Genomic DNA, 26,089 nt, shown 5'->3' with positions numbered 1-26,089 from the left:
GGATTTGCTCCTGCAATTCCGAAGTGTACATGTAGGATTATGTTGCCGGATTCTGCTTAGTTTGCGCATTCAATCCGCCTGACAAAAAAAGATTATCGAATCAGGAATTGACCAATTAACCATCAGACCAATCGACATTATGAGACAACAGATCGCAGCCGCCAACTGGAAGATGAACCTGACTTATAAAGGAGCCGAGGATCTTCTCGATGCCGTGCTTGCCGAAAAGATCGCGCCCGCCCCCGACCAGCTGGTCATCTTTGCCGTTCCTTTTCCCTACCTGATCATGGCCAGGAGCGCCGTTGATGAAGAGCCCGGTTATGCCATCGCGGCGCAGAACTGTTATGCCGAGGTCAACGGAGCGTACACCGGCGAGGTATCGGTTGAAATGCTCCAGTCGCTGGGGATCCGTTATTGCATTCTCGGCCACAGCGAACGCCGTCAATATTTCCACGAGGACAATGCCTTGCTTGCGCGTAAGGTGGATCGGTGCCTCGAATACGGCATTCAGCCCATTTTCTGCTGCGGCGAGGCCCTCGAGGTGCGCGAGGCAGGCACGCAAAATACCTTCGTGCAGCGCCAGCTTGAAGAGTCGCTTGCGCACCTCACGGAAGAGCAGCTGCGCCAGGTGATCATCGCTTATGAGCCTATCTGGGCCATCGGAACAGGCAAGACCGCCAGCGCCGCGCAGGCCCAGGAAATGCACGCCCACATTCGCTCCGTGCTTGCGGGAAAATGGGGAAAAGAGACGGCAGATGCGATCTCCATTCTCTATGGCGGATCGGTGAAGGCGGGCAATGCGGCAGAGCTTTTCAGCGCACCCGATGTTGACGGCGGCCTTGTTGGCGGCGCCGCGCTTGTGGCACAGGATTTCGTACAAATTATCAAAGCCCTCCGATCATAAATAACCTGCAGCAGCCATACCGTATCGTACTGATCCGGAAGGACCAGTTCCTGCTCCGCTTCCTTAAAGTGCGGGTGGTAGTGGATGGTATGTCAATTTACAACCTCGAAAAAAGGGTGCCGGTCATTATCCCCGTTGGCCCGCACCGGCCCTTGCTGGTGGCCACCGACGGATATCACCATACATCTCCTTTCGTACTCAAAACACTGGCGCAGCCGACCTATTACTTCAAGGTGGGCTGCGCCATTGAGGACGACCAGCTGATCGCGGGAGGATTGCTCCTTACGCTGTTTTATGCAATCGGGCTGATTACCGGCAACGACTTCATGAAGGTGCTCAGCTTCCTGCCGGTATTCTATTTCCTGTTTCTCTATTATATCAACCGCAAACGCTTTCTCCGTTTTCAGCCGGCATGATGCTGGGGCAGGAGATCGAAGTCGTTCAGCTTATCCACTTCCAGCACTGTCATTTGTCCTGATGAATGATACATCGGACGGAAGCGGGCATTCGGTATGATCTCATCGGCCGTGTAGGAGGTGCGTGCTACCACGCTGTTGGCAAACACCTCGTCGTATGCTTTTACAAACACAAGGATTTCCGCTTCCATTTCGGCCAACTCGCGGACCGTATAGCCATGCAGCGGGCTGTCTTCGTTGATCGGGTGAACCACCGTCCAGTTGAGCACAAGCGTGTTGATCCGGTTGAATTCTACTGGCAGTGAATAAAACTCGTTGCGCTCACGGTTGCCCTCTTTGATCTGCAGCGCCAGTGTCAGTTTCACTTCGGCATCGGTGAGCTGGTTGTTTTTCTCGGGAACCATCCGGAACATGAGTGCTTCTCCCTCTTTGAAGGGCGCGATGAGCGCCACGCTGCTGAAGCGCAGGAAGGCACGCGGCATCGAGAAGCGACCGAAGAAAATACCGCTCGCCAGGGCAAGGGTCATAACGCCCAGGAAGGATTCGAAAGCCGCCACCGAAGAAACGGCGATGCCATCGGGACTTACATGGCCGTAGCCAACGGTGGTATAGGTTTGCGCGCTGAAGAAGAATGCTTCGATAAACTGGTTGGCCTTTGATGCGCCTCGAAGCGTACCGTTGAGATGCTCCACGCCGATCAGGAAATACACAACCGCGAAAAGCAGGTTGACCCCTACATAGACTCCCGTGAGTGAAAGCCAGAAGCGTAGCGGCGACATGGAGAGCATCGTATGAAACCAGCTGAAGCGGTTGAAGAAGGGAACGCCACGACGCAACACGTTGGCCGACCCGTCTTTGCGGTAAAAGCGACCGCTGCCCGTGTTGCTGCTGGTGCCAAAGCCGGTGGTGAGCTCATTCTTGAATTTTTTCCGGTTGATGTCCATCCGGTAAAATTACGCGAGGTGGCTTATCAGGCCGCGCAACCGCGCGCGAACGTCGTCCACACGCACCTTCCCGGCCTGCTCGCGCGCCAGTTGTTGCAGGCGATGCCGGGCGGCCGGGTTTTGCTGCAGCGCCTCTAGTAAGTAAAAAAGATAGGTAGCGTCGCTGTAGCGCAGCAGCGCCGACGCAAGCAGGCCCGGTACGGGCAGGCCATCAGGGGCCAGTACGGGCTTGCCGAAGCGAAGTGCGTCGAAGTAGGCCCCGGAACTTTTGGTGATCCCGTAATATTCCGACGGGTGGCCATCGCGCCTGAATGTTTCCGCAAGCGGTAGCCAGGCCAGCTCGCTGCTTTTGAGCCGGTTGTCGAATTCCGGCTGTAAAAGCCCGCCCGGATCGAATTCCACCAGCCCCTGGAAACTGCCGATCCATCCGGGCGCTCGCCCGCTTACGCTTCCCAGCAACCGGATCGCGTACCCGTTTTCTATTCCCCGCTTTTTCAGCAGGTCGGCAAATGCTTTAACATCGCTGTAATTCCGCCGCGCGCTGTCGATCGACCCGGGGATGGCGAGCACCATGCGGTCGGGCTCCGGATCTGTAGCAAGGGCGGCATCGTAAAACGCACCTGGTATCACCAATACCGGTTTGCCGGTTGGATTTTTTTTCTCCAGGTAAGCTTTCATTTCGTCCAGCAGCACCACGTAGGCGCTTACGGCGCGGCGCAGGCGCAGCTTGCCCAGGTAGCGGGCCCATCCACGCAGGCCGGTGCCGCGTTGCGGCGTCAGCAGGTCGTTCGCATCGTGCACGTAAAGCAGTGTTTGCATCCCGGGCGCCAGGCTGCGGCACACGGCAGCAAACTGCCAGTGACGAAACGACACCGTGCCGAGCACGAGCAGCTCCGCGGACTTTTCACGACACAGTTGTTCTACGGCTTTCGGGTGTGCCGCCGGCTCTTCGGGGAGATGGTGAACCGCCGCGCCTGGCGGCAACGTGTCGCGGTAATTATCCATCCAAGCCGGTAGCAGGAGGTGCAACCGGTGCGCGCCGGTATTCAGAACCTGTAGCAGGCTCCCCAGTATCTCAAAATGCTCCCGTTCGTACAACACGATGTTCACAGGCTAAATATATATGTTTGCAGGAAGGCGGCAACAAACGCCACCCCACGCCGACCGTGAGCCTGAAAAAGAACCTGGCATATAACTTCCTGCTGTCGCTGAGCCAGGTGCTGTTTCCCCTGCTTTCGATCCCCTGGATTTCACGCGCCCTCGACCCGCAGGGACTGGGCCGCGTAGCCTTTATCGACGGACTAACTTATTATTTCATGGTGCTTGCCGAGGCCGGAATCATTACGTATGGTATCCGCGCGGTGGCACGCAACAGGTATGATCCGCCTGCTCTGAAGCAGCTTGTGTCTGAGCTGCTCTCGCTGCACCTGCTGACCACCCTTTGCTCGGCAATCGTTTATATCATTACCGTATTTATACTGTATGGCCGAATCGGCGACCCTCGGCTCATCTGGTTTTCGCTATCCTTACTGTTGCTAAACGGGTTTGCCTGCGAATGGTACTACTGGGGCCGCGAGGAATTCCGTTACATCACGCTGCGCTCCCTGCTGGTTCGGGCACTGGCGCTGCTGTCGCTTTTCCTGCTGGTGCGCCGGCCGGAACATTACGTGCGTTACTACGCTATAGTTGCCGGCTCGGCCATCGTTATCCTGCTGCTCAACCTGCTGCGCCTGCATGCAACCGCCGGGATCAGCTTTCGCAGGCTGCAGTGGAAAAAGCACCTGCGCTTTACCGGTATCAACTATGGAGTGAGCATCGTTTACAGTATTCCCCTGCTGCTTGACAATGTATTGCTCGGCCTGCTGGCCGGCCCGGCGGCGGTGGCTCTTTATGCTTATGCCGTAAAGATCGTGCGCCTGCTGGCGTCTTTTCTGACGGATGCTTTCCTGGTGCTTTACCCGCGTACGGTGACGCAGCTTCATGGCGACGACCACGAGGGTGCCCGCCGCACCCTGCGGCTGTCGGCCGATGGGCTGCTGCTGTTGGTGCTCCCGGCGGGTGCCGGACTGTGGCTCGTGGCCGAGCCGTTTACGGCTTTTTATTTCGGGCCCGGCTTCGCGGGTGTGGCGCCGCATCTCCGCATTCTTGCCATCTTCCCGGTACTTATGGTCGGCGCGCTTTTCCTCAACAAGCAGGTGCTGCTGCCGCGCGACCGGGAGCTGCTGGTGCTCTACGGGCTTATTGTTGGCGCGGCGGTGTTCCTAATGACCGCGTTGTTGCTTTGCCCGCACATGCGTGGACCCGGCATGGCCTGGGCACTCATCGCCGGTGAAGCCGCCACCTTGCTCTGTAACGTCTTTTTCGTGCGTCGTATGTATCCCGGGCTGCTACAGCTGAAAGCGCGTGTAGTGGTGGCCGCATTCGGCTCGGCAGCCGCCTTCTTCGCCATCGGCGCCGGGCTCTCCGCGCTCGACCTTTCACCACTTTTACGCGGAGCCCTGCTGGTGCCCGCCTGTGTGCTTGCATGGCTTGCCATCATCCTGACGCTTCGGCCGGAGGTGACCCAGGTAGCCATTTCCTATTTTTTCAAACGAAACAAAACGCTTCCGCTTGCCTGAAGTACGCATCGATACGGGGCTTTATTTCCTGGCCGAGCATTCTGCCCGCGGTGCCCTGGTGCATGGAGGCGTCGGCAATGTGGACATCGAGCGGATCCTGGTGGAAGACGGCTGGCAGCCTGTGGCCTTCGGCGACCAGGAAAACTTCAGCGGCGTCGCGAAGATCCGGCGTACGATCCGGATGCTGCGAACGCTGGCCAGCCTGCCGCGCGGTGCCACCCTGCTGCTGCAGTGGCCGGTATATGCCGGGCAAAGCCGGATGCTGCTGCGTGGTCTGCGCCGCTTCCGGACCGATGTACGGATTATTTGCTTTCTTACCGATATCAACGGGCTTAAAGACGCAGATCCCGCCTTGCTGGAGCGCGAGCTGGCGGTGTTCCGTGGGCTGACCCATTTCGTTGCCCACAATGATACGATGCGCGACTGGCTTTTGGAGAAGCTACCGGCGGCGCGTGTGGCCACGATCGATTTTTTCGATTTCCTGGCGCCATGGAATGCCGGTGAACGGGTACCCGCACCCGAGCTGTGCTTTGCCGGCAACCTGGAGAAGAGCCCATTCATAGCCCGGCTGGGCAGCCTGGCGGGTCTGCGCTTTCACCTGTATGGGGCACCGGCTGTTTTTATCCCGACAGCGCCCAATTGTTCGTACCATGGATCATTTCCGCCAGCGGTGCTTCCTGCCCGGGTTGCCGGCGCCTACGGGCTGATCTGGGATGGTACCGAGATATCAAAGCATGGGGGCGCCCTTGGCACCTATGCCCGCTGGATCAGCCCGCACAAGATGTCGCTCTACATCCTGGCCGGTATGCCGGTGGTTTGCCACAGCGGCAGTGCCGCGGCCCGGCTGGCCGAAAAATATGGGATCGGCTTCGGTGTGGATAGTCTCTTTGAGCTGGAAGCCCGGATCGCTGCACTGCCGCCCGAAGAATACGCATCGATGCGGGACCGGATGGCGGCGCTGGCACCGGGTATCGCGGCCGGTGACCGGCTGCGTGCTGCCCTGCGTGAGCTGTCGGGTGCATGAGCCGTTTTGCCGGCTCCGATGCCGCGCTGGCCGGATAAGGGGAATACAGCCATAGGAATTAACACCAAAAACGCAGCGGGCCGGCTCTTTTCGTTACCTTTGCGAACCTTCGAAGAGGAGGGTTTTGCAATGAAGAATATCCGCAACTTCTGTATCATCGCCCACATCGACCACGGTAAAAGTACCCTGGCGGACCGTCTGCTCCAGACCACCAACACCATCTCCGAACGCGAGATGATGGACCAGGTGCTGGACGACATGGACCTCGAGCGCGAAAAAGGCATCACTATCAAGAGCCACGCGATCCAGATCAACTACAATCACAAGGGAGAAAAATATGTGCTCAACCTGATCGATACCCCCGGTCACGTCGACTTCTCCTACGAGGTGTCGCGCGCGCTGGCCGCCTGCGAAGGCGCCCTGCTGCTGGTTGACGCCACACAGGGCATCCAGGCGCAGACGATCTCCAACCTTTACCTCGCGCTCGAGAACGACCTGGAGATTATCCCGGTGATCAACAAGATCGATATGGACGGCGCGATGATCGAGGAAGTAAAAGACCAGATCATTGATCTCATAGGCTGCAAACCCGAAGATATCCTGCTGGCCTCCGGCCGCTCCGGCATTGGTATCGAAGGTATTCTCGAAGCGATCGTACACCGCATCCCCGCTCCCAAAGGCGACCCCGAGGCGCCACTTCAGGCCCTCATTTTCGACTCTGTTTTCAACTCCTTCCGCGGTATCATCGTATACTACCGCGTGCTCAACGGCACGATTAAAAGTGGTGAGAAGGTGCAATTCGTGAGCACCGGGCAGGAATATGAAGCCAGCGAAGTGGGCGTGCTGAAGTTGAAGCCTTCCCCCACCAAGGAAGTGCGTGCCGGCGACGTAGGCTATATCATTACCGGGATCAAGAATGCGAAAGAAGTGAAAGTGGGTGACACACTCACTACTGCTTCGCGTCCCACACAGGAAATAATCAAGGGTTTCCAGGAAGTAAAGCCGATGGTATTCGCCGGCATCTTCCCGGTGGAGACCGACGAATTCGAAGAACTGCGCGACTGCATGGAAAAGCTGCAGCTCAACGATGCCTCGCTCACATTTGAGCTCGAAACTTCGCAGGCGCTGGGCTTCGGCTTCCGTTGCGGCTTCCTCGGGCTGCTCCACATGGAGATCATCCAGGAGCGCCTCGAGCGCGAGTTCAACCAGACGGTGATCACCACGGTTCCGAACGTATCGTTCATCGCCTATACCACGAAGGGGGAGAAGGTGATTGTAAACAACCCCGCCGAAATGCCCGAGCCGGTGAAGACCGACCGCATCGAGGAGCCTTATATCCGCGCCGAAATCATCACCAAGGGCGAGTATGTGGGCAATATCATGACGCTGTGCCTTGGCAAGCGCGGCATTCTGATCAATCAAAGCTACCTCACCACGACGCGCGTTGAGCTCATCTTCGAGATGCCGCTCACCGAGATCGTGTTCGACTTCTACGACAAGCTGAAGAGCCAGACCCGTGGCTATGCTTCGTTCGACTATAACCCCATCGGCTACCGCGAAGCCGACATCGTGAAGATGGACATCCTGCTCAACAACGACAAGGTGGATGCCCTTTCAGCGCTCATCCACCGCAGCCGCGCGCAGGACTTCGGCCGTAAGCTGTGCGAAAAACTGAAAGAGCTGCTGCCACGCCAGCAGTTCCAGATCGCCATCCAGGCCGCCGTGGGCGCCAAGATCCTTGCACGCGAAAACATCTCGGCCATCCGCAAGGACGTTACCGCGAAGTGCTACGGTGGCGACATCTCCCGTAAGCGCAAACTGCTCGAGAAGCAGAAGGAAGGTAAGAAACGCATGCGCCAGATCGGTAACGTTGAAGTGCCGCAAGAAGCCTTCCTGGCGGTGCTGAAGCTGGATGACTAGAGAAGAAGCTGATTCTTTTATAAGGTGAATAGTTAACTGGTAAGGGCCGTAAAAATACGGCCCTTGTTTTTGCCTGTCAGAAGGCGATGCCGCCAGCAAAGCTGTCATTGCGGGCGAAGCCAGAAATCCTACCACTCTTTATACGGCTTTACCGCCAGCTGCGAATTGTAGTACTTCTTGTCGCCGGTCACCTCAACATCAATGAACGGCGGCAGGGTAAAGGTTTCTGTTTCTTCGGTCAGCTCGATCTCGGCTACCAGCAGTCCTTCGTTTTGCTCAAGAAAGACATCCACCTCCCAGATCTTTCCCTCAAAGGGAACGATATAGCGCTGTTTGGTGACTACCGTATCGCAAAAAGCCGACAGCAGGTCTTCCGCGTCCTGCTTCGGGATCTCGAATTCGTATTCAGCCCGGCTGATGCCAATGGTTTTGCCTTTGACGGTCATGTAACCGGTATCATCACTCACCCGCACCCGGGCCGTTTTTACCAGGTCCTTGAAGAGGTAGCCCTGCCGCAGGTAGTGCGGTGGCTCTTTTTCCCAGTTTTCCCAAACGTCTTTCTTGACCAGGAACTTCCGTTCGATCTCCATTGCCATATGCGTAAAAATAAGGCAGGGACGATGACGTAATTTCTTTGCCTGGCTGAAGCGGGACTTAACAGGCAAGCCGCAACTGATCAATAAAAAAGTCCCCTGCTGAAGCGGGGGACGTCCTTGTCATTGATTCGGAAAACTTATTCTAATCCTGATCCTTTTTGCGGTTTTTTTCGGTCTTGACCTTCAGCTTCTCTTCATCCACATTTCCTTTCCCGTCGAGCAGCGGTTCGCCCATCGGTGGCTTGCCCAACAACGGGTCTGCACCGCTCATGTCGATCTTATAATGGAAGACCTTGTCGATGTGCACCCAGCGGCCATTTTCCCACTTGAACCCTTCGGAGTCACCGTCGGGGATCATCGTGTAAGGCAGGTCGGGCTGGTTTGTTTCGGAGATCAGGTGATCGTAGAGGATCATATCCTGCTCATCCACCCAGTTGACGAGCGTGGATGCTTCTTTCTTGTAAGCAATGTAGAAACGTTCGGTGCTTTTGCGCGGAACGCTGTCTTTTGAAAAGTCGAAATAGTTGCCGCCGAAGCGGGGCTGGCCTCCTTCGTCGAAGGTGAGTACTTCCACCCATTTGCGTTTCGTGCTGATGCCGTAATCGTCGAGCCCGAAGAGTGTATAGAATTTCTTTCCGTTCCACTCGGTCTTCACCATGTTGTAATACACGGCGCCGATCCAGTTGTCGCGGCCGCGTACCGAATCCTCCGGGCGCTCGGTAAATTCCGTCACATCCCGCAGCGGAAGCAGCTTCAGCGAGCCGTCGGCTGTACGCATCTGGATGGCACCGCGCTTGCGTTGGTATGTGCCCGGGATATTGATTGCCCAGGTGAAGATGCGGAAGGTGCTGTCGGGCGCATAAATATGGCCGACTCCGAGAACGGAATCAAAAGGATATTGGAAGGAATGCCTCACCTGCAGGCTACGCACCAGTGTTCGCACAAACTGGGAGTCGCTGCGCAGGCGCACCGCCGGGTCGTCGTCCATATAAAAGGCCTGGACGAGCTTCTTGAGCGAGTCTTCCTTAGCGCGCAGTGTGCGCAGGTCGCTGTTGGCAATCTTCTGCGCTCGAAGCTGCCCGCCCAAAACGACGATCAGCAATAAAAAAAGAAGCCCGGATTTCTTCACGGAGGATGTGTTTAAATACACCTCTAAGAACGGAAAAAGCGTTCAAAAATTATCTTAAGATTCGCAGGAAGAACGAACGGAGATCTTCCAGGATCCATATGATTTGTTAAGAAATACAAAGGCGTTGCAAATCAGGAATGCCCCGTGTTTTTCTTTTCAGTCAGCGCCTTTGCGAAATCGAGCAGGCTGTCGAAGCGAAGGTCCGTATCCGGGTGCGGGAAAGGCTCGTTCGGGTTGGTGCTGGTTACGAAAACCGTGAAGGCTCCGGCCGCGCGCCCGAAGCGCATGTCGCTGGGCTTGTTGCCCACCATGATGGTTTTCCGGAAATCGATATCGGGGAAGTCGGCTTTGGCACGTAGCGCCATACCCGGGTTGGGTTTGCGGAAAAAGCAATTGTTGTCTTTGTCGGTGCAGTAATAAATTCCGTGAACCGTTCCGCCGGCTCCATTGATGCCTTCGGTCATAAACGCGTGCACATCCTGGAGGTCGGCCTCGCTCATCAGGCCCCGCGAAACACCCCGCTGGTTGGTAATCACGAGGATGCGGCCGAAATGCTCCGCAAGCAGGGGCATGGCTTCCAGCACGCCGGGGCTGAAGCGGAACTCGCCGCGGTTGAGCACATAACGGTCCTTGAATTCTTCATTGATAACACCATCGCGGTCGAGCAGGAGGGTCCAGCTGCGGTCAACCTGCGCCAGGTCGAGCACCGGTGCCTGCAGTTCGCGCTGTGCGCGCGCAAAGTCTTCCGGGATGCCGATATCGATAAAGTAGCCATCATGCACGGCACCTGCGAGTTTGCCGGCGCGCGCGGCCGGCTCGAGGTATTCTTTTTCGAAAGAAAATTTTTGCGGCAGGCCGAGGCCGGTGAGGGCCTCCCGGTCAACGAGGTACACGCCTCCGTTGATGAGCCCTTCATTGAAATAACGCTTTTCTTCAAAGCCGGTTACAATGCCGGCGGCGTCGATGGCGACGGCGCCATAGCGATCAAACTCGCGCATGGGTTTAAGCCCTAGGGTGCATTGCGCGCCTGTGCGCGCGTGGACAGTTGCCTGCTTTGCCAGGTCGATCTCGAACAGCGTGTCTCCATTGGCTACGAGCACCTGCGCCGTATTGGCGGCGCTCAGGGCCAGCAGGATGCCACCGCCGGTGCCCAGCGGTTCGGCTTCAATGACGCATGTGTAGGTGAGGGTAGGGTAGGCCTGCGCCAGCCAGGCCTGGATGGGCTCCGAAAGGTACCCAAGGGAGAAAACGAAACGCTCGATTCCCTGCCGGCGCAGGCTGTCGATCACATAGCCCAGGAAGGGGCGGCCCGCAACGGGCGCCATGCATTTCGGCAGGTCGGGCACCGCCGAACGGAGCCGGGTGCCTAATCCGCCGGCCAGGATAATCGCTTCAGTGATAGCCTGTCCATCGACCGGGGCACTTTGTCCCGAAGCATTGGTTTGCACTTGTTCGTTCATAGATGTTATGATCCCAAAAATAACGGTTCGCAAAGCGAACCGTCGACTGATAAAGAATTGCTTTAAAAAGAATACAACCGGAAGATTTAGCCGGCCATAGTGCTGAAGTAACGTTCCTCCACCAGCTGGCAAATGATGTGGCCGAGCAGGATATGGCTTTCCTGGATGCGCGGCGTGTCGGATGACGGCACGTTGAGGAGGTAGTCGCTCAGGCCCTTCATGACGCCCCCGGAGGCGCCGGTGAAGCCAACGGTTGCGATTCCTTTTTCACGTGCCGTTTCAAAGGCACGGACGATGTTGGCGGAGTTACCCGAGGTGGAAAGTCCCACGAGTACGTCGCCTTCCTGGCCAATGCCATCAATCAGACGCGCATAAACCACATCGAAGCTATAGTCGTTGGCAACGGCGGTGAGGTACGACGTGTTGCAATGCAGCGCCTCGGCCGGAAGGGCGCGGCGGTCGGTGTAGAAGCGGCCGGAGAACTCCGCCGCCAGGTGCTGCGCGTCGGCGGCACTGCCGCCATTGCCGCAAAAATAGATGCGACGACCCGAGCGAAGCGCGTTCACCATCGTCGTTGCTAGGGCATCAACCGCCTGCAACAGCTCTTCGTTTTCGAGCAACTGTTGCTTTACGTCGATCGATGCCTGTATGATGTTTCTGATCTTTTCCATGTGTTTGGGTTGGGAACAAATCTAACACGCGTCATTTACTTTTCCTGAGCATCGACGCATCGACTTAGTTTCCCGTTGTCTTGTTCTTTCTTTCTCTTGTTCTCTTTTTCTCGCTCAGATGCACCACGTCTTCAGTCCATGCTCCGTAAACTGGTACGGCCGATGGACGCCGCCAAAGCGCTCGAGGCTTTTCACCACGCTGAACTTGGTGTTACCGGGACAATAAAAGATCATGAAGCCGCCACCGCCCGCGCCGGAGATCTTGCCGCCGCTGGCGCCGGCCTTTCGCGCCGTAACGTAGATCTCTTCCATCAGCGGGTTGCTGATACCTTCGGCCATCAAGCGCTTTTGCTGGTAACCATAATCGAGGATCTCGCCCAGTTGGTGGATCTTGCCTTTGAGCAAGGCTTCCTTCATCATCTGCGCCTGCTGCTTCAGCTGGTGCATCGCCTCGATCGAGCCTTCTTTTTTGGCCACCACGTTTTTCGTCTGCTGCTCGATGATCCGCGCCGACTCGCGGCTGGTGGCGGTATAGTACAGCACCAGGTTATTTTCCAGCTCAAAAAGGTATTGCTGCTTGATGCGCAACGGGTTTACGATTACCTTGTCGCCTTCATAAAATTCCATGAAGTTGACGCCGCCGAAAGTGGCGGCATATTGATCCTGCTTGCCGCCGGCCATCTTCAGCTCGTTGCGTTCGATCACGTAGGCATAGTGGGCGATGTCGTATTCGCCGAGCGGTAGCCGCATCCATTCGGCAAAAGCACCGATAATGGCAACGGCAAGCGTTGATGAAGTACCCAGGCCCGACCCGGCGGGCGCATCCACGAATGTAGACAGGTGAAAGCCGCCGTTGATGGTGCCGTAGTCGCGCTGCACGGCATTATAGACGCCCTTCAGCAGGTCGAGGTGTCCATCGATGGGAAGCTCACGGGCGAAATCGTATTCGATGCGCTCATTGCGGTCATTCGTCTCGAGAATGATTTTCGGCTCCTCCAGCGGTTGTATGGAGGCATGGGCGTAGAGCGAAATGGTAGCGTTCAGAATGGTGCCGCCGTAAAGGTCGCTGTAAGGACTGACATCGGTACCGCCGCCGGCGAGACCGATGCGGAGGGGCGCTTTGCTGCGATAGATCATGGTAGTGTGCGGTGTTACCCGGCGGGGCAAGTTAGTGGATTCGTAAATAAGCAGAGCCGCACGCCGTAAATTCGGAGGTGCAGGGCGGTAACGGTCACCGACTATTTCCTCATCCCCGCTAATTCGAGGATAGCTGCCGTGATATTGCTCCAGGCGTATTTCTTTTTCTCTTCGCGAAGCCGCGGCACAAAGAAATCCTCGCCCAGCCGGTAGCATTCAGCAACCGCTTCGGCAATGGAAGCTGGGTTGGGTTCGCAAACGATCCCGCATTCATGATCGGGCACCAGGTCGGGCAGACCGCCCACATTCGTCACCACCATCGGGCGCTCGAAATAGTAGGCCAGGGGCGTTACCCCGCTTTGCGTGGCATTGCGGTAAGGCTGCACGATGAAATCGCCGGCGCAGAGGTACTGGCGCACGGCCGGGTCGGCGATGAACCGTGTGTGAAGGATCACCTTGTCGGCGATGCCTTTGTTGCGGATGATCTCCCGGTAGGGCGCTTCGTCCTCGTAAAACTCGCCGGCGACCAGCAGCCGGATATCGCTGTCGCGAAGCGGTGCTTCAGCCATTGCTTCCAGCAGGAGGTCAAGGCCTTTATACTTGCGGATGAAGCCAAAAAAAAGAATGATGCGGTCACCTTCCGGCAGCCCGAGCATGCGGCGCGCCTCGGCTTTCGGCAGCAGCGCGCCAAAGTTGTCATATAGCGGGTGACGAACAAGCCGCGCGGGTTTTTTCGGAACGAAGCGCTTCAGGTCGCCCATCACCTTGTCGCTCATCGTAACGAAGGCGTCGACCGCGGGAAGGAAATATTTGGTGAAGGCGGTGTCGAAGGCGCGCTTCTCGTGCGGCACTACGTTGTCGGCGATGCAGACGATACGCGTATGCCCGTTGCCGCGAACGATGCGCAGGATCGTTCCCAGCGCAGGACCCATAAAAGGCAGCCAGTAACGCACTACGATGAGATCGGGGCGTTCGCGGCGCAGCCGGCGGCCTTCCGAAACCCAGTTGAACGGGTTGACCGAATTCACCAGCGAACGGATGCGCAGCCCTTCGGGCGCCGGCTCATCGCTGTATTGCGTCGTTCCGGGAAAAAGGAAGCCGGGGTATTGCAGCGAAAACGAAACAAGGGAGCAGTCATGCCCTTCATGTATGAATTCTTCGGCAAGTCGCTGGTTGAAGGTTGCCAGGCCTCCGCGCAGCGGGTGTGCCGGACCAAGAATCAGGATTCGGGCCATCAGATGCCGGCTTTTTCTTCGATGAGGTAGGAGTTTCGCCCCGGCGCATTACGTGCCACGAGCTCCGACACGAAGCCCGCCAGGAACAGCTGCATGCCCATCACGAGAAAGGCAAGTGCCAGGTAGAAGCCCGGCTTGTTGGTAAGCGGGTAGTCGTTCGGGTAAGCAATTTTAGAGACGATCAGCCACAGCGTGTTGATGGCGCCCAGCAGGAAAAATATTGTTCCCCAGAGACCGAAAAAGTGCATCGGTCGCTTAGAGAATTTACCCACGAACGAGATGGACAGCAGGTCGAGGAAGCCGTTGATAAAGCGCTCCCAGCCAAACTTTGTTACGCCGTATTTGCGGGCGCGGTGCTCCACCACCTTTTCACCGATCTTCCGGAAGCCGGCCCACTTGGCCAGCACCGGGATATAGCGGTGCATCTCGCCATAAACTTCTATGCTCTTGACGACCTTTTTTCGGTAAGCCTTCAACCCGCAGTTGAAGTCGTGCAGGTGAATCTTCGACATGCGGCGTGTGGCCGCGTTAAACAGTTTGGAAGGCAGGTTTTTTGTAAGCTTGTTGTCGTAGCGCTTTTTTTTCCACCCGCTCACCAGGTCAAAGCCATCCTCGAGAATCATGCGGCGCAATTCGGGGATCTCATCGGGCGAATCCTGGAGGTCGGCATCCATCGTGATCACCACATCGCCCAGCGCGGCCTTGAAGCCTTCGTTGAGCGCGGCCGATTTACCATAGTTACGCTGGAACCGGATGCCTTTGATGTTCGGGTTGGCGGCACGCAACTGTTGAATCACTTCCCAGGAACGGTCGGTGCTGCCATCGTCGATGAGGATCACCTCGTAGCTGTAGCCATGCTGGGTGCACACGCGGTGAATCCACTCCGTAAGCTCGGGCAGCGATTCTTCTTCATTCAGCAGGGGCACGACGAGGGAAAGGTCCATGAATTAGTCCGTTTTTGTTTTGCGGGTACTCACCAGCGCAGCCAGTGCGGCAGCTACCGCGCCGGTAACGAGGTGGAGGAAAATATAAATAGTAACGATACGCTGTGTAAAGTGTTGGTCCCAGTCCTGGATGGCCTTGCTCACCGCCTCATCGTCCATGCCCGAACTCCTGCGGTCAACCGAACGCTGGAGCGCTTCTACAAGGTGGTCTTTATAGCCCGGGAACGCCTTGAAAAAGATCACCACGAACAGCACCATGATGACCGTGATGACGCTGGCGATGCGGAAGCCATAGGCGAAGTTGGTGCCGAAGGTGCTGCCGGGTGTAACGCGGGCATGCTGCCAGGTATTGTAAAAGATGCCGATGACCATGGGCAGTGTCGCTGCCAGCAGCATCGACGGGTTGAGGCCGAGGCCCCGGGTGTGGATCCAGGTGTGGATGCCGAGCATTACCACTGCGATCAGCAGTGCCGGCCGCAGGTGTGCATTTTTTTTGGTCGCCTCCATAAGCAGTTTAAAAAGTGTTCAAAAATAAGCCGCCCCGGTGAATAATGCCGCCAATGCGTGCGGTAAAGGCTTTGCCGAAAAACGGCGAGTTGGCGCTGCGGCTCCGGTTCTGTGTTTCTGTGAAGGTCCAGGGAGTCTGCGGGGCATGCAGCGTGATCGTCGCGGGGCTTCCTTCGCGGATCGTCGCATCGTCGAGGCCGAAGATGCGACGCGCGTTAGCGCCGAAGAGGGCTGCCAGCATATCCGGCGCCAGTTCCGGCATTGCCTTGGCAACGGCGGCATAAGCGGTTTGCAGTCCCAGCGCCCCGTTGGCAGCGTATTCAAACTCCACCACTTTGTGGTCGCTGTCTTGCGGCAGGTGATGGCTTGCGATGCAATCGACGGTACCGTCGATAACGGCAGCACGCAACGCTTCCCGGTCGGCAGCGGTGCGCAGGGGCGGGGCCAGCTTCAGGTTGGTGTCGTAGCCGGCCAGGTCATCATCGGTGAAAAGCAGGTGCAGCGGCGTCACGGAGCAGGTCACCCGCAGGCCTTCGGCTTTGGCGGCGCGGATGCGGCTGACGGAGCCCGCGCAGGATATGCCGGTAAGGTGCAGGCGGGCGCCGGTATAGCGAAGCAGCTCGATGTCGCGGGCCACCATCAGCTCTTCGGCAAGGGCAGGGCGGCCGGGAAGCCCGAGCCGGGTGGAAACCACGCCTTCATGCATCAGTCCGCCCGGGTTGAACGAACGGTCGTCGGGCAACTGAATGATAACGCCATCGATCGCCAAAATGTATTGAAGGGCCTTGAGGAGCAGGCCGCCCGACTGGATCGGTTTGAGTCCATCCGAAAATGCTTTGGCGCCGCTGGCGGCCATGTCATAAAGCTCGGCCAGCTCTTTTCCTTCGGTGTTGCGGGTAAGAGCGCCGATGGGATGAAGGTTAACCGGCCCGTTTTCACCGCTGCGCCGGATGTATTCCACGGTTGATTTGTTGTACACGCAGGGATTGGTATTGGGCACCAGCAGCACATCGGTATAGCCACCTGCGGCTGCCGCTGCTGCCCCGCTCTGCAGGGATTCGCGGTGCTCTTCACCCGGGTCGCAGAACTGCGCAAACAGGTCGACGAAGCCAGGGCTCGCGCACAGCCCGTCTGCGTCGGTTACTTCATAACCGGCCGGGTCGATGCCGGTAGCGATCTGATGAATGATGCCGTCGCGAATGGCGATGTCGGCAATTTGCCCGTGCAGGTGAGAAGCGGGATCGACGATCGTCGCCCGGCGAAGGAGCAGGTTCATGACGGGGCGAAGGTACCGATTGGCGCGCGCAGTTGTTTCGCTTCGCTCTTGAAGTTTGTACACAACCGGAGGCAGTGAAAACGAAGGGAAAGGAAAAGGTTAAAAAAATATGGAATAGTGTGTTGAATTCCTTTATTTTGCACCTCCGAAACCGGTTTCTGCAACGCACGTGTCGCCAGCAGGGCCGGGGTGAGACCCGCTTCGGCGGAGATCATCGATCGGGATGTAGCGCAGCCCGGTAGCGCGCTTCGTTCGGGACGAAGAGGCCGCTGGTTCGAATCCAGTCATCCCGACAAACAAAAAAAGTCCGTGACGTAAGTCACGGACTTTTTTTTGCGCATGATCCCTGCAGGAAGCGACGAAGCCGGGACGTCAATCCCGGCTTGCATCGTGGCTGAACAAAAACTTCAGGCGCTTGGTTGCAGTAACCGGCTGAAGTCGCGCCAATTACGACTCGCGCGTTCTGGTAACGCGTGATGCTGAAGTTTCTGGTTAAGAATATACAGTTAGCACGGTCTCGCTGCGACGCCAGTAATGGTACTACCGTTCCCAAAGTCCACTTCGTCCATTTCGAATTCTAAGCGGAGGCTATTTGCATGCTAAAAAGTGCTACCACAGTGACTACTAAGCTGAGTAGTTTTCATAGCTGCAGATTAAGGTGGTTGTGGTTTTGCTTTTTGCCGGAGCCCCAGGTTGCCTATTGTATGTTGTCATTGAATCAGGGGAAACAGGGGGTGGAAGATCTTGCGCCCCATTGGTGGGAAGCGCTTTTGCCGGATCGGTATTCAGGTTGCTCATGCTTTATTGGTTTTGTTGACGGTTCAGCTTTTTTTTGCCGGGCGCGTTGTTGGACGGCTGGTTCAGGCGATAAAGGTGCGCTGAATTCCTTGCGGCTTCGTTACGTGATTTATTCAAAAGATTATAGAATTTATAGACGGCAGCTCATGCCTCAACATGCTTTAGCCGCACTGCACTTTTCTTTTTAAATAGTGACGGTGTTATACCGGTTACTTTTTTAAACTGTGCCGACAGGTGCTGTACGCTGCTGTAATTCATGAGGTAGGCAATTTCGGTAAGCGTAAGTCTTTCCTGGCTGAGCAGGAATTTTACCCGCTCAATTTTCCGGTCAATCATGTAATGCTCCAGTGTAACGCCTTCCGATGCGGCGAAGAGGTGGGAGAGGTAATTATAATCATAATGCAGTCGACCGGAAAGAAATTCAGAAAATTTCAAGGTCAGTGGTTCAGCCTGCTGAATGGCATCCATGACCACTGCTTTTATCTTGTCCAGCAGCACACCGTTTCCGCCATTGGTCAGCTCAAGGCCAGCAGTTTTCAACCGGTGGTTCAGGGAGTCCAGCTGTGCCGTTGTAACCGGTTCGCGGATCTCCGCGTACCCGATCTCCACCTGGTCATAGGCAAGTCCGAGTGCGTCGAGTTGCGCTTTCACAAAAAGTCTGCAGCGGGTGCATACCATATTTTTGATGAATACTTTCATAACAGCTGGACATTCCATCTGTTGCCGAAAGAGTCACCGGAAAACACCACCCTTCACCCCGAAATATTGTGCCGATATTGTTGGCAAACAGGCACTTCCGCCGCTGCCTCAGGCATTCCTGCCGGTGGTCGGAAACAGGGCTTGGGGTAAGCCTCGGAAGGAGGTTTCCAGCTGCCGGTGGCTTTATTCCAACTATTGTTCATGGCCGGTAAAAACAAAAGGCTATCCCGGGGGATAGCCTTTTGCTATTGGAAAAGTAGCCTTAGTTGTGCGTGTAGAAGCTGCTTTTCAGGGTAGTGGATGCGCGGGTCTGGCCGGCGAGGTAGAAGGTATACTTCTTCGCGCGTGCCGGGGTAAAGGTGGTGCTCGCCGTCGCCAGCGTAGCCCCGTTGCTCACCCGCTTGTAGGTCACCGTATACACCTGGCTGGCGCCGGCCGAAACCGTGTCGAACGAAGTCACGGTCTTGGGAGCGATACCCGTGAAGTTGCGGGTGTAGGCGAACTCGTTGGTAGGCGAGGTCTTGGTGATCGTAACCGTCACGGAGCTGTCGCTGGCAAAGTTGGCCATGCGCACATAAGCCTTGGTGGGCATATCAATGCTCAGGTCATCCTCGATCAGGACCCCGCTTGCCTGTGTGAACGTGTCCACCAGCGCGTAAGTGTAAAACTTACCCGGTGCCAGGGTTTGCGTGGCGGAGCTCAGTGCAGCTCCGGGCATTACGGTTGATGATTCGATCACGGTGCCGTCAATCTTTACCGAACCGGCCGGAACAGACACGTAAGCCACGGTCGACGGAAAGATGCTGCCGTAGGAGATGCCGGTAACAGAACCGTTCGAGGCTGCTGCTGCGCCCGACACCTTGGTGCCATTGACGAAGAAGTTGAGCGCCGGCGCATTGGTGGCGAAATTGAGAAACTTAACGTTGGCATTTCCTTCCGGGGCCGGGGTGAAGCGCTCGGTGATGGTCGCTTCTTTCTTGCAGGCTACAACCAGCATGGCGAGGAATGCAAATCCGAATATTGTCTTTTTCATGATAATGTTTCTGGTTGTTTATTGCTGAATCCACATTTTGTATGTCTGGTAGTCGGCGTTGAATCCACCGATGCGGGTGAGCGCATCCACGTTCCAGGCATACTCGGAGTTATAGCGAGGGCGCATCCGGTAGGCGGGCTTGCCGCCGTTGTCCGGAAAGAGGGAGGCGGGCAGCGCAAAGGTCGGAAACTGGTCGGCGCTGTAGTCAAACTTGCGCAGGTCAACCCAGGTTTCGATGAATCCATAGCCCCAGAGTGCGATGTACTTCTGCAGCATGATCTTGCTGATGTTGATCTTGGTGACGTCGGTCGGGATTACAGAAGTATCGGCCAGGTAAGCATTCTTGGCGGCTGTATAGTTTACGGCGACGTTGGGATCCGTGATAAAGGGGAATGCAACCTGCAGCGTTGTGGCGCCGGTGCCGGTAGCGCCGTTGCCAACGAAGTCCACGTGGGCCTTGACGCCTTTCGAATAGGCATCGAGGGCGGTTGCGTTATCATTGTTTTTCAGGGCGGCTTCTGCCTTGATAAACTGCAGCATCGGGTAGGTCATCAGCGGGAAGGGAGCGCGGTCCTGGTACAGGTATTTACCGGGGTTGGAGGCCGGTGAAGGCAGCGTACCCATCGTGGTGCCCCAGAGGCTGCGCACAGCCGTTGTAGCCGTGTTGGAGGCCTGTGTGGTGTAAGGCGCAAGTCCGCGGTAGATACCGTCGGTGGAAGCCGACAGCATGATCGGGCGGCGCGGGTCTATAGCCCCGTTGAAGCGGCTACCGTCCATAAGGCGTACAATAAAGGCAGACTGGCCGAAGTTTGCCAGGTTCTGGCGCGTTGTGCCGAAGAAGTTGGCATCGGCGGAGCCGGTAGCGTCAAACGGAACAAGGGCGTCGTCGTTGTTGCCGGTAAAGGAAGAATCGACATAGCGAATCACAGCGGCCGCGTTATAGTCAGCCTTCTTGATCCGGTGGTGCTCGTTGATCGCCATCAGTCCGTAAACGAAGCGCTTCCAGCGCGTCACGTTGCCGCGGTACATGATATCGAAACGGCCGAAGATCGGCGTGCCTACGCCATCGGAGTTGCGGTTGAGGTAGGTAATCGACTCTTCGCAGAGGCGCTTTACGACTGCATAAACCGTATCCTGGGTGTCGTAGTCGAAGGTGTTGCGGTTCGGATCGAAGGCTTGCTTCAGAATGATCTCGCCATGGTAGTCGGTGAGCATCTGCCAGCCCCAGGCCTGCAGGGCAAGGCCGGCGCCGGCGATATCCCACTTCTTCTGCTCGCGGGCGATGTTGATCATGTCAACAGTGTTCATGCCGCCCTTCCAATACACATTGCGCCAAAGGTCGCCGCTGGCGTCGCTGCCGGGGATGTAGCCATGACGCTCGAAAGGAGCAAAGCTGTTGCCGGTGCTGGAGTTGGCCCAGTTTTGAACGATCGTGCCGAGCGCGCGGGCGTCGAACTGGATACCAAGCGCGTAGTTGCTCTCGATCGTCGGGAGATACAGGGCGGGGTCTACAGCGGCGGGGTTGTTGACGTTGTTGTTGACGTCGAGGTATTTTTTACAGCTGGTAGCGCCCACAAGAACGGTTGCTGCCAGTATGATGGATAACTTTTTCATTGTTGTTTTCTTGTTTGGATTAGAAGCCTACACGCACATTGAAGTTGAACGTCTTGGGAACGGGCAGGTTACCGAAGTCGATACCCATGGAGCCGCTGCCACCCGTAGCTACGGTGGTGCCGTTCACGCCCGGGTCGCCGCCGGTGTAGTTGGTGAACATGAACAGGTCGGTAGCGGTTACGCCGATCGAGGCCGACTTGATCACCTTGGTGAAGCCGAGGATGCGCTCGGGCAGGCGATAGCTGAGCGTGATGTCACGCAGACGCACCCAGTTAACGTCGCGCTCGATAAACTCCTGGTCGATCACCGACGAAGTGTAGAACGTGTTGTTGTAGTAAGGGTTGATCACGATGTTGTTCGGCGTCGGGTTCTTGGTGTTCTCGAGGCCGTCGCGCAGTACGCCGGTGAACACCAAGGGCTGCTCGCGGTTGGCCACGGCGAGGGGGTGCAGGCCGAGGTTGTACATATAGGCACCGGTAGCGTTGAACACATCTCCGCCCTTCTTGATATCGATCAGGAAGTTCAGGTTGAGGCGCTTGTAGGAGAAGCTGTTGTAAACACCCATTTTGAAGTCGGGGTTACGGTCGCCGGCAACCGGCCATACGGCGAAGGATTGCTTCAGCGGCAGGCCCGAGGTCGGATCGATGAGTAGCTGGCCGGCATCGTTGTACATGTACTCCTGCAGGGCCGTCAGCGTCGTCAGCGGGCCACCGAGGCGGGCACCGTTACGAACGTTGTTAAACAGCCAGGTATCCGAGTTGTAGAACTCCGATACGCCTTCCGGCAGACGGGTCAGGCGGCTGTCGGTCTTCGTGTAGTTGATCGACGCTTCCCAGGTAAAGTTCTTGCCCTGGATCGGTGTACCACGGAGCAGGATCTCGGTACCCCAGTTCTCCAGCTCACCGCCGTTGATCACTTTCAGGATGTAGCCGGTGCCGTAAGAGATACGCAGGTCATTGATGATCTGGTCAACGCTCTTGCTCTTGTAGTACGCAACGTCGAGGCTGAGGCGGTTCTTGAAGAATTGGAGCTCGGCGCCGATCTCGCGGGAAGTTACCTTCTCCGGACGCAGCTCGGGGTTGGGAGCGGTAAAGATGGCGCCGTAGCCGCCACCGGTGGTTTGCTGGGGCTCGAGGGCAGCCGTCGTAGCAAACGGGCGGGCGTCCTTACCAACCTGCGCGATGGAAGCACGGATGCGTCCCATCGTCAGCACATTGGTCAGCTTTGAGTTCTTCATCAGCTCCGTGAATACGAAGGAACCACTGGCAGAGGGGTAGAAGAAAGAGTTGTTCTTCACCGGCAGCGTCGACGACCAGTCGTTACGTCCTGTAACGGTCATGTAGAACATGTCGTTGTAGCTCATGGTCAGGTCGCCGAACACACCTACTACACGCTTCGGCGTATAGGTCTGCTTGCCGCGTACCGAATTGTAGGTGGCGTTGTTGATAGAGTTGAAATCCGGGTCGAGGAAGCGCTCGCCGTACGTAGCGAAGGTGCGGTCGTCGTAATCATACACGGCGCTACCGACACGGAGGGTCGTCTTGAACCGGTTGTCCAGGAAGTTCTTGCGGGCCTCGCCGAAATAGGTGAGGGTGGTTACGCGGTTTACCTGGTTGGCTACGTTGAGGCTACCCTGTGTGCCCACGGCGCGGGCCGATTCGGGGTGGTAGAACACGCGGTAGTCGTTGTTGCTGACGTCGATGCCGAGGCGGCCGGTAAACGACAGCCAGGGGAACATGTCATAGATCAGGCTCAGGTTCGAGATCACGCGGTTGCCGCGGTCATCGAGTTTGTTCTTGTTAACGTCGAAGAAGGGGTTCTCGATCTCCGAGGCGGTCGTCGTGAACTTGGCACGGGTACCGTTCGGGTTGAGATAGTTCGCCATCTCCACATCGGCGGGGTAGGTGAGCAGCGACAGGTAGAAGCTATTGGCACCTTTCGAAACCTTTGTGTTCTTCGTGTTGATGAACTGGAGGTTGGTTTCGGCGCGCAGCTTCGTGAAAAGTTGTGCGGTACCCGTAAGCGATACGTTGAAGCGGTCGTACTTGGTGGTGGGAACGACACCTTCGCGGCTGCTGTAGCCGGCCGACAGGCGGTAGGTATAACCGTTGGCGCCGCCGTCAAGCGAAATATTGTGCTTCTGCACCGTACCGGTACGGAAGAAATTGTTCATGTTGTCGTAGAACACCGTTCCTTCCGGGTAGCGCGGACCGAAGGCACCGAAGGTGGTGGAGCTGGTCACGCCGTTGGCGCCGCGCTGGTATACACGGGGCACTTCGGGCAGGTTGTCGATCTTCTCGATGCCGTAGGTGAAGTCGTAGGAGATCGAGGCGCGGCCCGACTTGCCTTTTTTCGTTGTGATCACGATCGCGCCGTTGGCTGCACCGATACCATAAAGGGCGGCTGCTTCGGGTCCTTTCAGGATCGTGAGGCTTTCGATGTCGTTGGGGTTCAGGTCGGAGATCCGGTTGGAGAAGTCAACCGTCCGGTTTTCCGTCTGTGACACCATGTTGTTGGCCTGGAAGGTCTCGTTGTTTACCGGCAGACCGTCGATCACAAAGAGGGGCTGGTTGGAGCCGCTGAGCGAGTTGATACCGCGCAGCTGGATGGAGGTAGACGAGCCCGGCATGCCGCTGGTGCCGCTGACGGTAACACCCGGCACGCGGCCGGCGAGGGAGTTGACAAAGTTGTCGCGTTGCGTTTGCGCGAGGTCGCTGCCTTTAACGTCGTTGGCGGCGTAGCCCAGTGAGCGCTTCGAGCGGGTGATACCGAGGGCGGTCACCACCACCTGGTCCAGCTCGGTGCCACGGCGCGTGAGGCGCAGGCTGACATTCGACTGGTCGGCGCTTACCGTTACCGAGCGGTTGCCATAACCGACCGAAGTAAACACCAGTTGCTGGCCGGCCTGTACCTCGATGGTATACTTGCCGCTGGCATCAGTGAAAACGGTTGCTTTCGTTTGAGGGTTCGTTACCGTAACACCCTGCATCGGCTTGCCGTCCTCATCGGAAAGGACAGTGCCCGTGATTCTTCGCTGTTGGGCAAAGGCCGACAGCTGAAGTAGTAGCCCGCACATAAGTATGGCGGACGGTCTTGCGTACTTGTACATAGAAGCGGTTTTCTAAATGTTAATAAGAGCAATCAAAAAAGTAATCAATTGTAATGGGTATGGAAATGCACCGTGTTTAGTTGGATTCTCAGGCAGTTTTTAGATCAAGGGTGCATAAGCCAATTACGCATAAGCAATCGCGTACAAAACTATAAATAATTTGTTAAATGTCTGATAAGGGTAACACCTGATCTGGAAAACTGGCGGTGAGTTGCGCGCAGCCCGGTTTCATTTGAGGAAAAATGACGGTGAATCGGTAGCGGATGCGGGCCGGGAAAAATAAATTACAATGAAACCTTTATAGTTAGAAGTCGTTCCGGTTCATTTTTTTTTCCTGCCTGCCGGTTTGCGCTGACAGTTTCCCATTCTGCTGATCGATCCAAAAATGAATCAGAACGCATTTTGAAAAACTTGGTTGCTCGCCTGTTTTCTTCAGCGTTCATCGAAACGACTATTCAATTTTATTAGCGGTAGTCTTCGAGGCGCACCGGTAAATGAAAAAAGCTCCGAATTTCTTCAGAGCTTTTTTACTGTTCGTCGGGTGGACTGGATTCGAACCAGCGACCCTCCCGCCACAGGCGGGATGCGCTACCGGGCGCACCGGGAAATGAAAAAAGCTCCGAATTTCTTCAGAGCTTTTTTACTGTTCGTCGGGTGGACTGGATTCGAACCAGCGACCCTCCCGCCACAGGCGGGATGCGCTACCGGGCGCACCGGGAAATGAAAAAAGCTCCGAATTTCTTCAGAGCTTTTTTACTGTTCGTCGGGTGGACTGGATTCGAACCAGCGACCCCTTGCACCCCATGCAAGTGCGCTACCGGGCTGCGCCACCACCCGAACCGGGATTCAATAAAACGCCTTGCGTTGTTCCATTGACGGGGTGCAAATTTAAGGGAAATAGTCAATTCAAAATCAACCGACAAAGATTTTCTTTGCAGGGCTATGACCCCCGAACGCCGTGCTAAGATCGAAGCCGTGCTGGCCAAACGCCAGGACAACCTCACCATCGTATTGGAAAACGTTTTCGACCCCCACAACATCTCCGCGGTCATGCGGAGCTGTGATGCGGTAGGGGTGCAGGAGATCTACGTTTTGAATACCAAAATTCCCCGCCACAAGAAGTGGGGCGACCGCAGCTCGAGCAGCGCCAACAAGTGGCTTACCGTTCACCAGTTTACAGACACCGATGCCTGTGTAGCCGAACTCCGGAAACGCTACGGAAGGATTTTAACAACACACCTGAGTTCGGATGCCGTAAGTTTATACGACACTGACCTGACGATTCCGGCTGCCCTTGTGTTCGGAAATGAACATGCGGGCGTAAGCGAGGAGTTGCTGGCACATGCCGATGGAAATTTCATCATTCCGCAGCTGGGGATGATCCAGTCGCTGAACATCAGCGTGGCCTGTGCCGTAACGCTCTATGAAGCTTTCCGGCAAAAGTCGGCTGCGGGGCATTACGCCGAATCAAAACTGCCAACGGCGCTGCAGGCGCAGCTGGCGCAACAATGGGGATTGCAAGATGAAACAGATTAATAATATCATACTGGCGGCCTTGCTGCTGTTCTCGCTGGGCGCCGGCGCACAAAGCTCTGTGCCGAAAGTGAAGATCGACGCGCTCGAGAAAATGATCGCTGAATCCGACCGTCCGACCGTCGTGAATTTCTGGGCCACGTTCTGCGCGCCATGCGTCAAGGAGATTCCGTATTTCCAGGGTCTGGTAAAGAAGTATGAAAAAGCCGGTGTACGCCTCCTCCTGGTATCGCTCGACATGCCGGAGGATTATGCGAAAGTGGGCGCCTTTGCAAAAAAGCGCGGCTTCACAGCCCCGGTCTACTTTCTCGATGAAACCAATGCCGACCTCTTTTGCCCACGTGTCGACCCCAAGTGGTCGGGGGCCATCCCGGCGACGCTGTTCATCAACCGGGCAACAGCCTACCGGAGTTTCTATGAAGAAGGTGTTTCAAAAGAAGCGTTTGAAAAGGAATTGAAAAAGATGCTTATTAAAGCTTCGAAATTATAAAAGCCGGCTCATCGCCGGCTTTTTCATTGAAT

At 56.5% G+C, this 26,089-nt stretch carries 22 protein-coding genes and 4 tRNA genes; 8 read left to right on the top strand and 18 right to left on the bottom strand.

Annotation, left to right across the window (positions count from 1 at the left end; genetic code table 11):
• Positions 1–139 precede the first annotated feature (139 nt).
• Positions 140–904, top strand: a complete 765-nt coding sequence (gene tpiA, locus EPD60_RS02460) for a triose-phosphate isomerase (protein ID WP_131446495.1) — start codon at positions 140–142, stop codon at positions 902–904.
• 89 nt (positions 905–993) lie between these two features.
• Entirely contained in the window at positions 994–1,320 is a 327-nt protein-coding gene (locus tag EPD60_RS02455; RefSeq protein ID WP_131446493.1) for a hypothetical protein, read from the top strand.
• Here the strand turns inward: EPD60_RS02455 and EPD60_RS02450 are convergent.
• On the bottom strand, positions 1,308–2,264 hold the full coding sequence (locus tag EPD60_RS02450) for an ion channel (RefSeq protein ID WP_131446491.1): 957 nt from the start codon (positions 2,262–2,264) through the stop codon (positions 1,308–1,310). The genes EPD60_RS02455 and EPD60_RS02450 overlap by 13 nt on opposite strands.
• Before the next feature lie 9 nt (positions 2,265–2,273).
• The gene (locus EPD60_RS02445) at positions 2,274–3,374 is read right to left on the bottom strand and encodes a glycosyltransferase (RefSeq protein ID WP_131446489.1); all 1,101 of its coding nucleotides are present in this window, start codon (positions 3,372–3,374) and stop codon (positions 2,274–2,276) included.
• A gap of 17 nt (positions 3,375–3,391) precedes the next feature.
• Here EPD60_RS02445 and EPD60_RS02440 point away from each other — a divergent pair, with 17 nt between their 5' ends.
• The 3 genes from EPD60_RS02440 (at position 3,392) to lepA (ending at position 7,826) form a co-directional block, all read left to right on the top strand.
• On the top strand, positions 3,392–4,882 hold the full coding sequence (locus EPD60_RS02440) for an oligosaccharide flippase family protein (RefSeq protein ID WP_131446487.1): 1,491 nt from the start codon (positions 3,392–3,394) through the stop codon (positions 4,880–4,882).
• Positions 4,875–5,906: a glycosyltransferase gene (locus tag EPD60_RS02435; RefSeq protein ID WP_131446485.1), complete on the top strand. Its 1,032-nt coding sequence runs from the start codon at positions 4,875–4,877 to the stop codon at positions 5,904–5,906. The genes EPD60_RS02440 and EPD60_RS02435 overlap by 8 nt, the downstream gene beginning before the upstream one ends.
• Before the next feature lie 129 nt (positions 5,907–6,035).
• A complete protein-coding gene (gene lepA / locus EPD60_RS02430) occupies positions 6,036–7,826 on the top strand; it encodes a translation elongation factor 4 (RefSeq protein WP_131446483.1) in 1,791 nt (596 codons plus the stop codon).
• A gap of 128 nt (positions 7,827–7,954) precedes the next feature.
• Here lepA and EPD60_RS02425 read toward each other — a convergent pair whose 3' ends face one another.
• From EPD60_RS02425 to EPD60_RS02385, 9 genes are all read right to left on the bottom strand, one after another.
• Positions 7,955–8,422, bottom strand: coding sequence for a CYTH domain-containing protein (locus EPD60_RS02425; RefSeq protein ID WP_131446481.1), 468 nt, complete (start codon positions 8,420–8,422; stop codon positions 7,955–7,957).
• Positions 8,423–8,564: 142 nt separating this feature from the next.
• On the bottom strand, positions 8,565–9,551 hold the full coding sequence (locus EPD60_RS02420) for a hypothetical protein (RefSeq protein WP_131446479.1): 987 nt from the start codon (positions 9,549–9,551) through the stop codon (positions 8,565–8,567).
• Between the two features lie 131 nt (positions 9,552–9,682).
• Positions 9,683–11,011 (bottom strand): HAD-IIIA family hydrolase, encoded by a 1,329-nt coding sequence (locus EPD60_RS02415; protein WP_131446477.1) that lies wholly within the window; start codon positions 11,009–11,011, stop codon positions 9,683–9,685.
• An 86-nt stretch (positions 11,012–11,097) separates the two neighbouring features.
• Positions 11,098–11,682, bottom strand: coding sequence for a D-sedoheptulose-7-phosphate isomerase (locus EPD60_RS02410; RefSeq protein WP_131446475.1), 585 nt, complete (start codon positions 11,680–11,682; stop codon positions 11,098–11,100).
• A gap of 114 nt (positions 11,683–11,796) precedes the next feature.
• Complete coding sequence (locus EPD60_RS02405; RefSeq protein ID WP_131446473.1) at positions 11,797–12,819, bottom strand: GHMP family kinase ATP-binding protein; 1,023 nt, start codon at positions 12,817–12,819, stop codon at positions 11,797–11,799.
• Positions 12,820–12,920: 101 nt separating this feature from the next.
• Positions 12,921–14,054 (bottom strand): glycosyltransferase, encoded by a 1,134-nt coding sequence (locus tag EPD60_RS02400; RefSeq protein WP_131446471.1) that lies wholly within the window; start codon positions 14,052–14,054, stop codon positions 12,921–12,923.
• Positions 14,054–14,998 (bottom strand): glycosyltransferase family 2 protein, encoded by a 945-nt coding sequence (locus tag EPD60_RS02395; RefSeq protein ID WP_131446469.1) that lies wholly within the window; start codon positions 14,996–14,998, stop codon positions 14,054–14,056. The genes EPD60_RS02400 and EPD60_RS02395 overlap by 1 nt, the downstream gene beginning before the upstream one ends.
• A 3-nt stretch (positions 14,999–15,001) precedes the next feature.
• On the bottom strand, positions 15,002–15,505 hold the full coding sequence (locus tag EPD60_RS02390) for a DUF4199 family protein (RefSeq protein ID WP_131446467.1): 504 nt from the start codon (positions 15,503–15,505) through the stop codon (positions 15,002–15,004).
• Positions 15,506–15,512: 7 nt separating this feature from the next.
• Entirely contained in the window at positions 15,513–16,781 is a 1,269-nt protein-coding gene (locus EPD60_RS02385; protein WP_131446465.1) for a dihydroorotase, read from the bottom strand.
• A 219-nt stretch (positions 16,782–17,000) separates the two neighbouring features.
• On the opposite strand from EPD60_RS02385, the gene EPD60_RS02380 reads away from it, so the two are divergent.
• A tRNA-Pro gene (locus tag EPD60_RS02380) sits at positions 17,001–17,074 on the top strand.
• Between the two features lie 649 nt (positions 17,075–17,723).
• Here EPD60_RS02380 and EPD60_RS02375 read toward each other — a convergent pair.
• The 7 genes from EPD60_RS02375 to EPD60_RS02355 form a co-directional block, all read right to left on the bottom strand.
• The gene (locus EPD60_RS02375) at positions 17,724–18,278 is read right to left on the bottom strand and encodes a helix-turn-helix domain-containing protein (protein WP_165871374.1); all 555 of its coding nucleotides are present in this window, start codon (positions 18,276–18,278) and stop codon (positions 17,724–17,726) included.
• 262 nt (positions 18,279–18,540) lie between these two features.
• The gene (locus tag EPD60_RS02370; RefSeq protein WP_131446461.1) at positions 18,541–19,311 is read right to left on the bottom strand and encodes a DUF4397 domain-containing protein; all 771 of its coding nucleotides are present in this window, start codon (positions 19,309–19,311) and stop codon (positions 18,541–18,543) included.
• Between the two features lie 18 nt (positions 19,312–19,329).
• Positions 19,330–20,925 (bottom strand): SusD/RagB family nutrient-binding outer membrane lipoprotein, encoded by a 1,596-nt coding sequence (locus EPD60_RS02365; RefSeq protein ID WP_131446459.1) that lies wholly within the window; start codon positions 20,923–20,925, stop codon positions 19,330–19,332.
• Positions 20,926–20,944: 19 nt separating this feature from the next.
• The gene (locus EPD60_RS02360) at positions 20,945–24,034 is read right to left on the bottom strand and encodes a SusC/RagA family TonB-linked outer membrane protein (RefSeq protein WP_131446457.1); all 3,090 of its coding nucleotides are present in this window, start codon (positions 24,032–24,034) and stop codon (positions 20,945–20,947) included.
• Between the two features lie 537 nt (positions 24,035–24,571).
• Positions 24,572–24,637, bottom strand: a tRNA-His gene (locus EPD60_RS16790).
• 47 nt (positions 24,638–24,684) lie between these two features.
• Positions 24,685–24,750: transfer RNA gene (locus tag EPD60_RS16785), tRNA-His, on the bottom strand.
• Positions 24,751–24,797: 47 nt separating this feature from the next.
• Positions 24,798–24,871, bottom strand: a tRNA-Pro gene (locus EPD60_RS02355).
• Between the two features lie 105 nt (positions 24,872–24,976).
• Between EPD60_RS02355 and EPD60_RS02350 the strand changes: the two genes are divergently transcribed.
• Together EPD60_RS02350 and EPD60_RS02345 are read left to right on the top strand one after the other, a co-directional pair.
• Positions 24,977–25,570: a TrmH family RNA methyltransferase gene (locus EPD60_RS02350; RefSeq protein WP_131446455.1), complete on the top strand. Its 594-nt coding sequence runs from the start codon at positions 24,977–24,979 to the stop codon at positions 25,568–25,570.
• Complete coding sequence (locus tag EPD60_RS02345) at positions 25,557–26,057, top strand: TlpA disulfide reductase family protein (protein ID WP_165871373.1); 501 nt, start codon at positions 25,557–25,559, stop codon at positions 26,055–26,057. Before EPD60_RS02350 ends, EPD60_RS02345 begins: the two co-directional genes overlap by 14 nt.
• The last annotated feature ends 32 nt before the right edge of the window (positions 26,058–26,089 follow it).

Origin of the sequence: Flaviaestuariibacter flavus, from assembly GCF_004337505.1 — a bacterium.
Classification (GTDB): Bacteria; Bacteroidota; Bacteroidia; order Chitinophagales; family Chitinophagaceae; genus Flavisolibacter; species Flavisolibacter flavus.
The sequence above is the reverse complement of the archived record's forward strand: the minus strand, read 5'-3'. Positions and strand labels throughout refer to the sequence as shown.

Coding starts and splice junctions, on each gene's coding strand:
- EPD60_RS02365 (WP_131446459.1), bottom strand. CDS start 20,925: ATGAAAAAGTTATCCATCATACTGGCAGCAACCGTTCTTGTGGGCGCT.
- EPD60_RS02360 (WP_131446457.1), bottom strand. CDS start 24,034: ATGTACAAGTACGCAAGACCGTCCGCCATACTTATGTGCGGGCTACTA.
- EPD60_RS02400 (WP_131446471.1), bottom strand. CDS start 14,054: ATGGCCCGAATCCTGATTCTTGGTCCGGCACACCCGCTGCGCGGAGGC.
- EPD60_RS02450 (WP_131446491.1), bottom strand. CDS start 2,264: ATGGACATCAACCGGAAAAAATTCAAGAATGAGCTCACCACCGGCTTT.
- EPD60_RS02385 (WP_131446465.1), bottom strand. CDS start 16,781: ATGAACCTGCTCCTTCGCCGGGCGACGATCGTCGATCCCGCTTCTCAC.
- lepA (WP_131446483.1), top strand. CDS start 6,036: ATGAAGAATATCCGCAACTTCTGTATCATCGCCCACATCGACCACGGT.
- EPD60_RS02425 (WP_131446481.1), bottom strand. CDS start 8,422: ATGGCAATGGAGATCGAACGGAAGTTCCTGGTCAAGAAAGACGTTTGG.
- EPD60_RS02395 (WP_131446469.1), bottom strand. CDS start 14,998: ATGGACCTTTCCCTCGTCGTGCCCCTGCTGAATGAAGAAGAATCGCTG.
- EPD60_RS02390 (WP_131446467.1), bottom strand. CDS start 15,505: ATGGAGGCGACCAAAAAAAATGCACACCTGCGGCCGGCACTGCTGATC.
- EPD60_RS02350 (WP_131446455.1), top strand. CDS start 24,977: ATGACCCCCGAACGCCGTGCTAAGATCGAAGCCGTGCTGGCCAAACGC.
- EPD60_RS02405 (WP_131446473.1), bottom strand. CDS start 12,819: ATGATCTATCGCAGCAAAGCGCCCCTCCGCATCGGTCTCGCCGGCGGC.
- EPD60_RS02415 (WP_131446477.1), bottom strand. CDS start 11,011: ATGAACGAACAAGTGCAAACCAATGCTTCGGGACAAAGTGCCCCGGTC.
- EPD60_RS02370 (WP_131446461.1), bottom strand. CDS start 19,311: ATGAAAAAGACAATATTCGGATTTGCATTCCTCGCCATGCTGGTTGTA.
- EPD60_RS02375 (WP_165871374.1), bottom strand. CDS start 18,278: ATGAAAGTATTCATCAAAAATATGGTATGCACCCGCTGCAGACTTTTT.
- tpiA (WP_131446495.1), top strand. CDS start 140: ATGAGACAACAGATCGCAGCCGCCAACTGGAAGATGAACCTGACTTAT.
- EPD60_RS02455 (WP_131446493.1), top strand. CDS start 994: ATGTCAATTTACAACCTCGAAAAAAGGGTGCCGGTCATTATCCCCGTT.
- EPD60_RS02345 (WP_165871373.1), top strand. CDS start 25,557: ATGAAACAGATTAATAATATCATACTGGCGGCCTTGCTGCTGTTCTCG.
- EPD60_RS02410 (WP_131446475.1), bottom strand. CDS start 11,682: ATGGAAAAGATCAGAAACATCATACAGGCATCGATCGACGTAAAGCAA.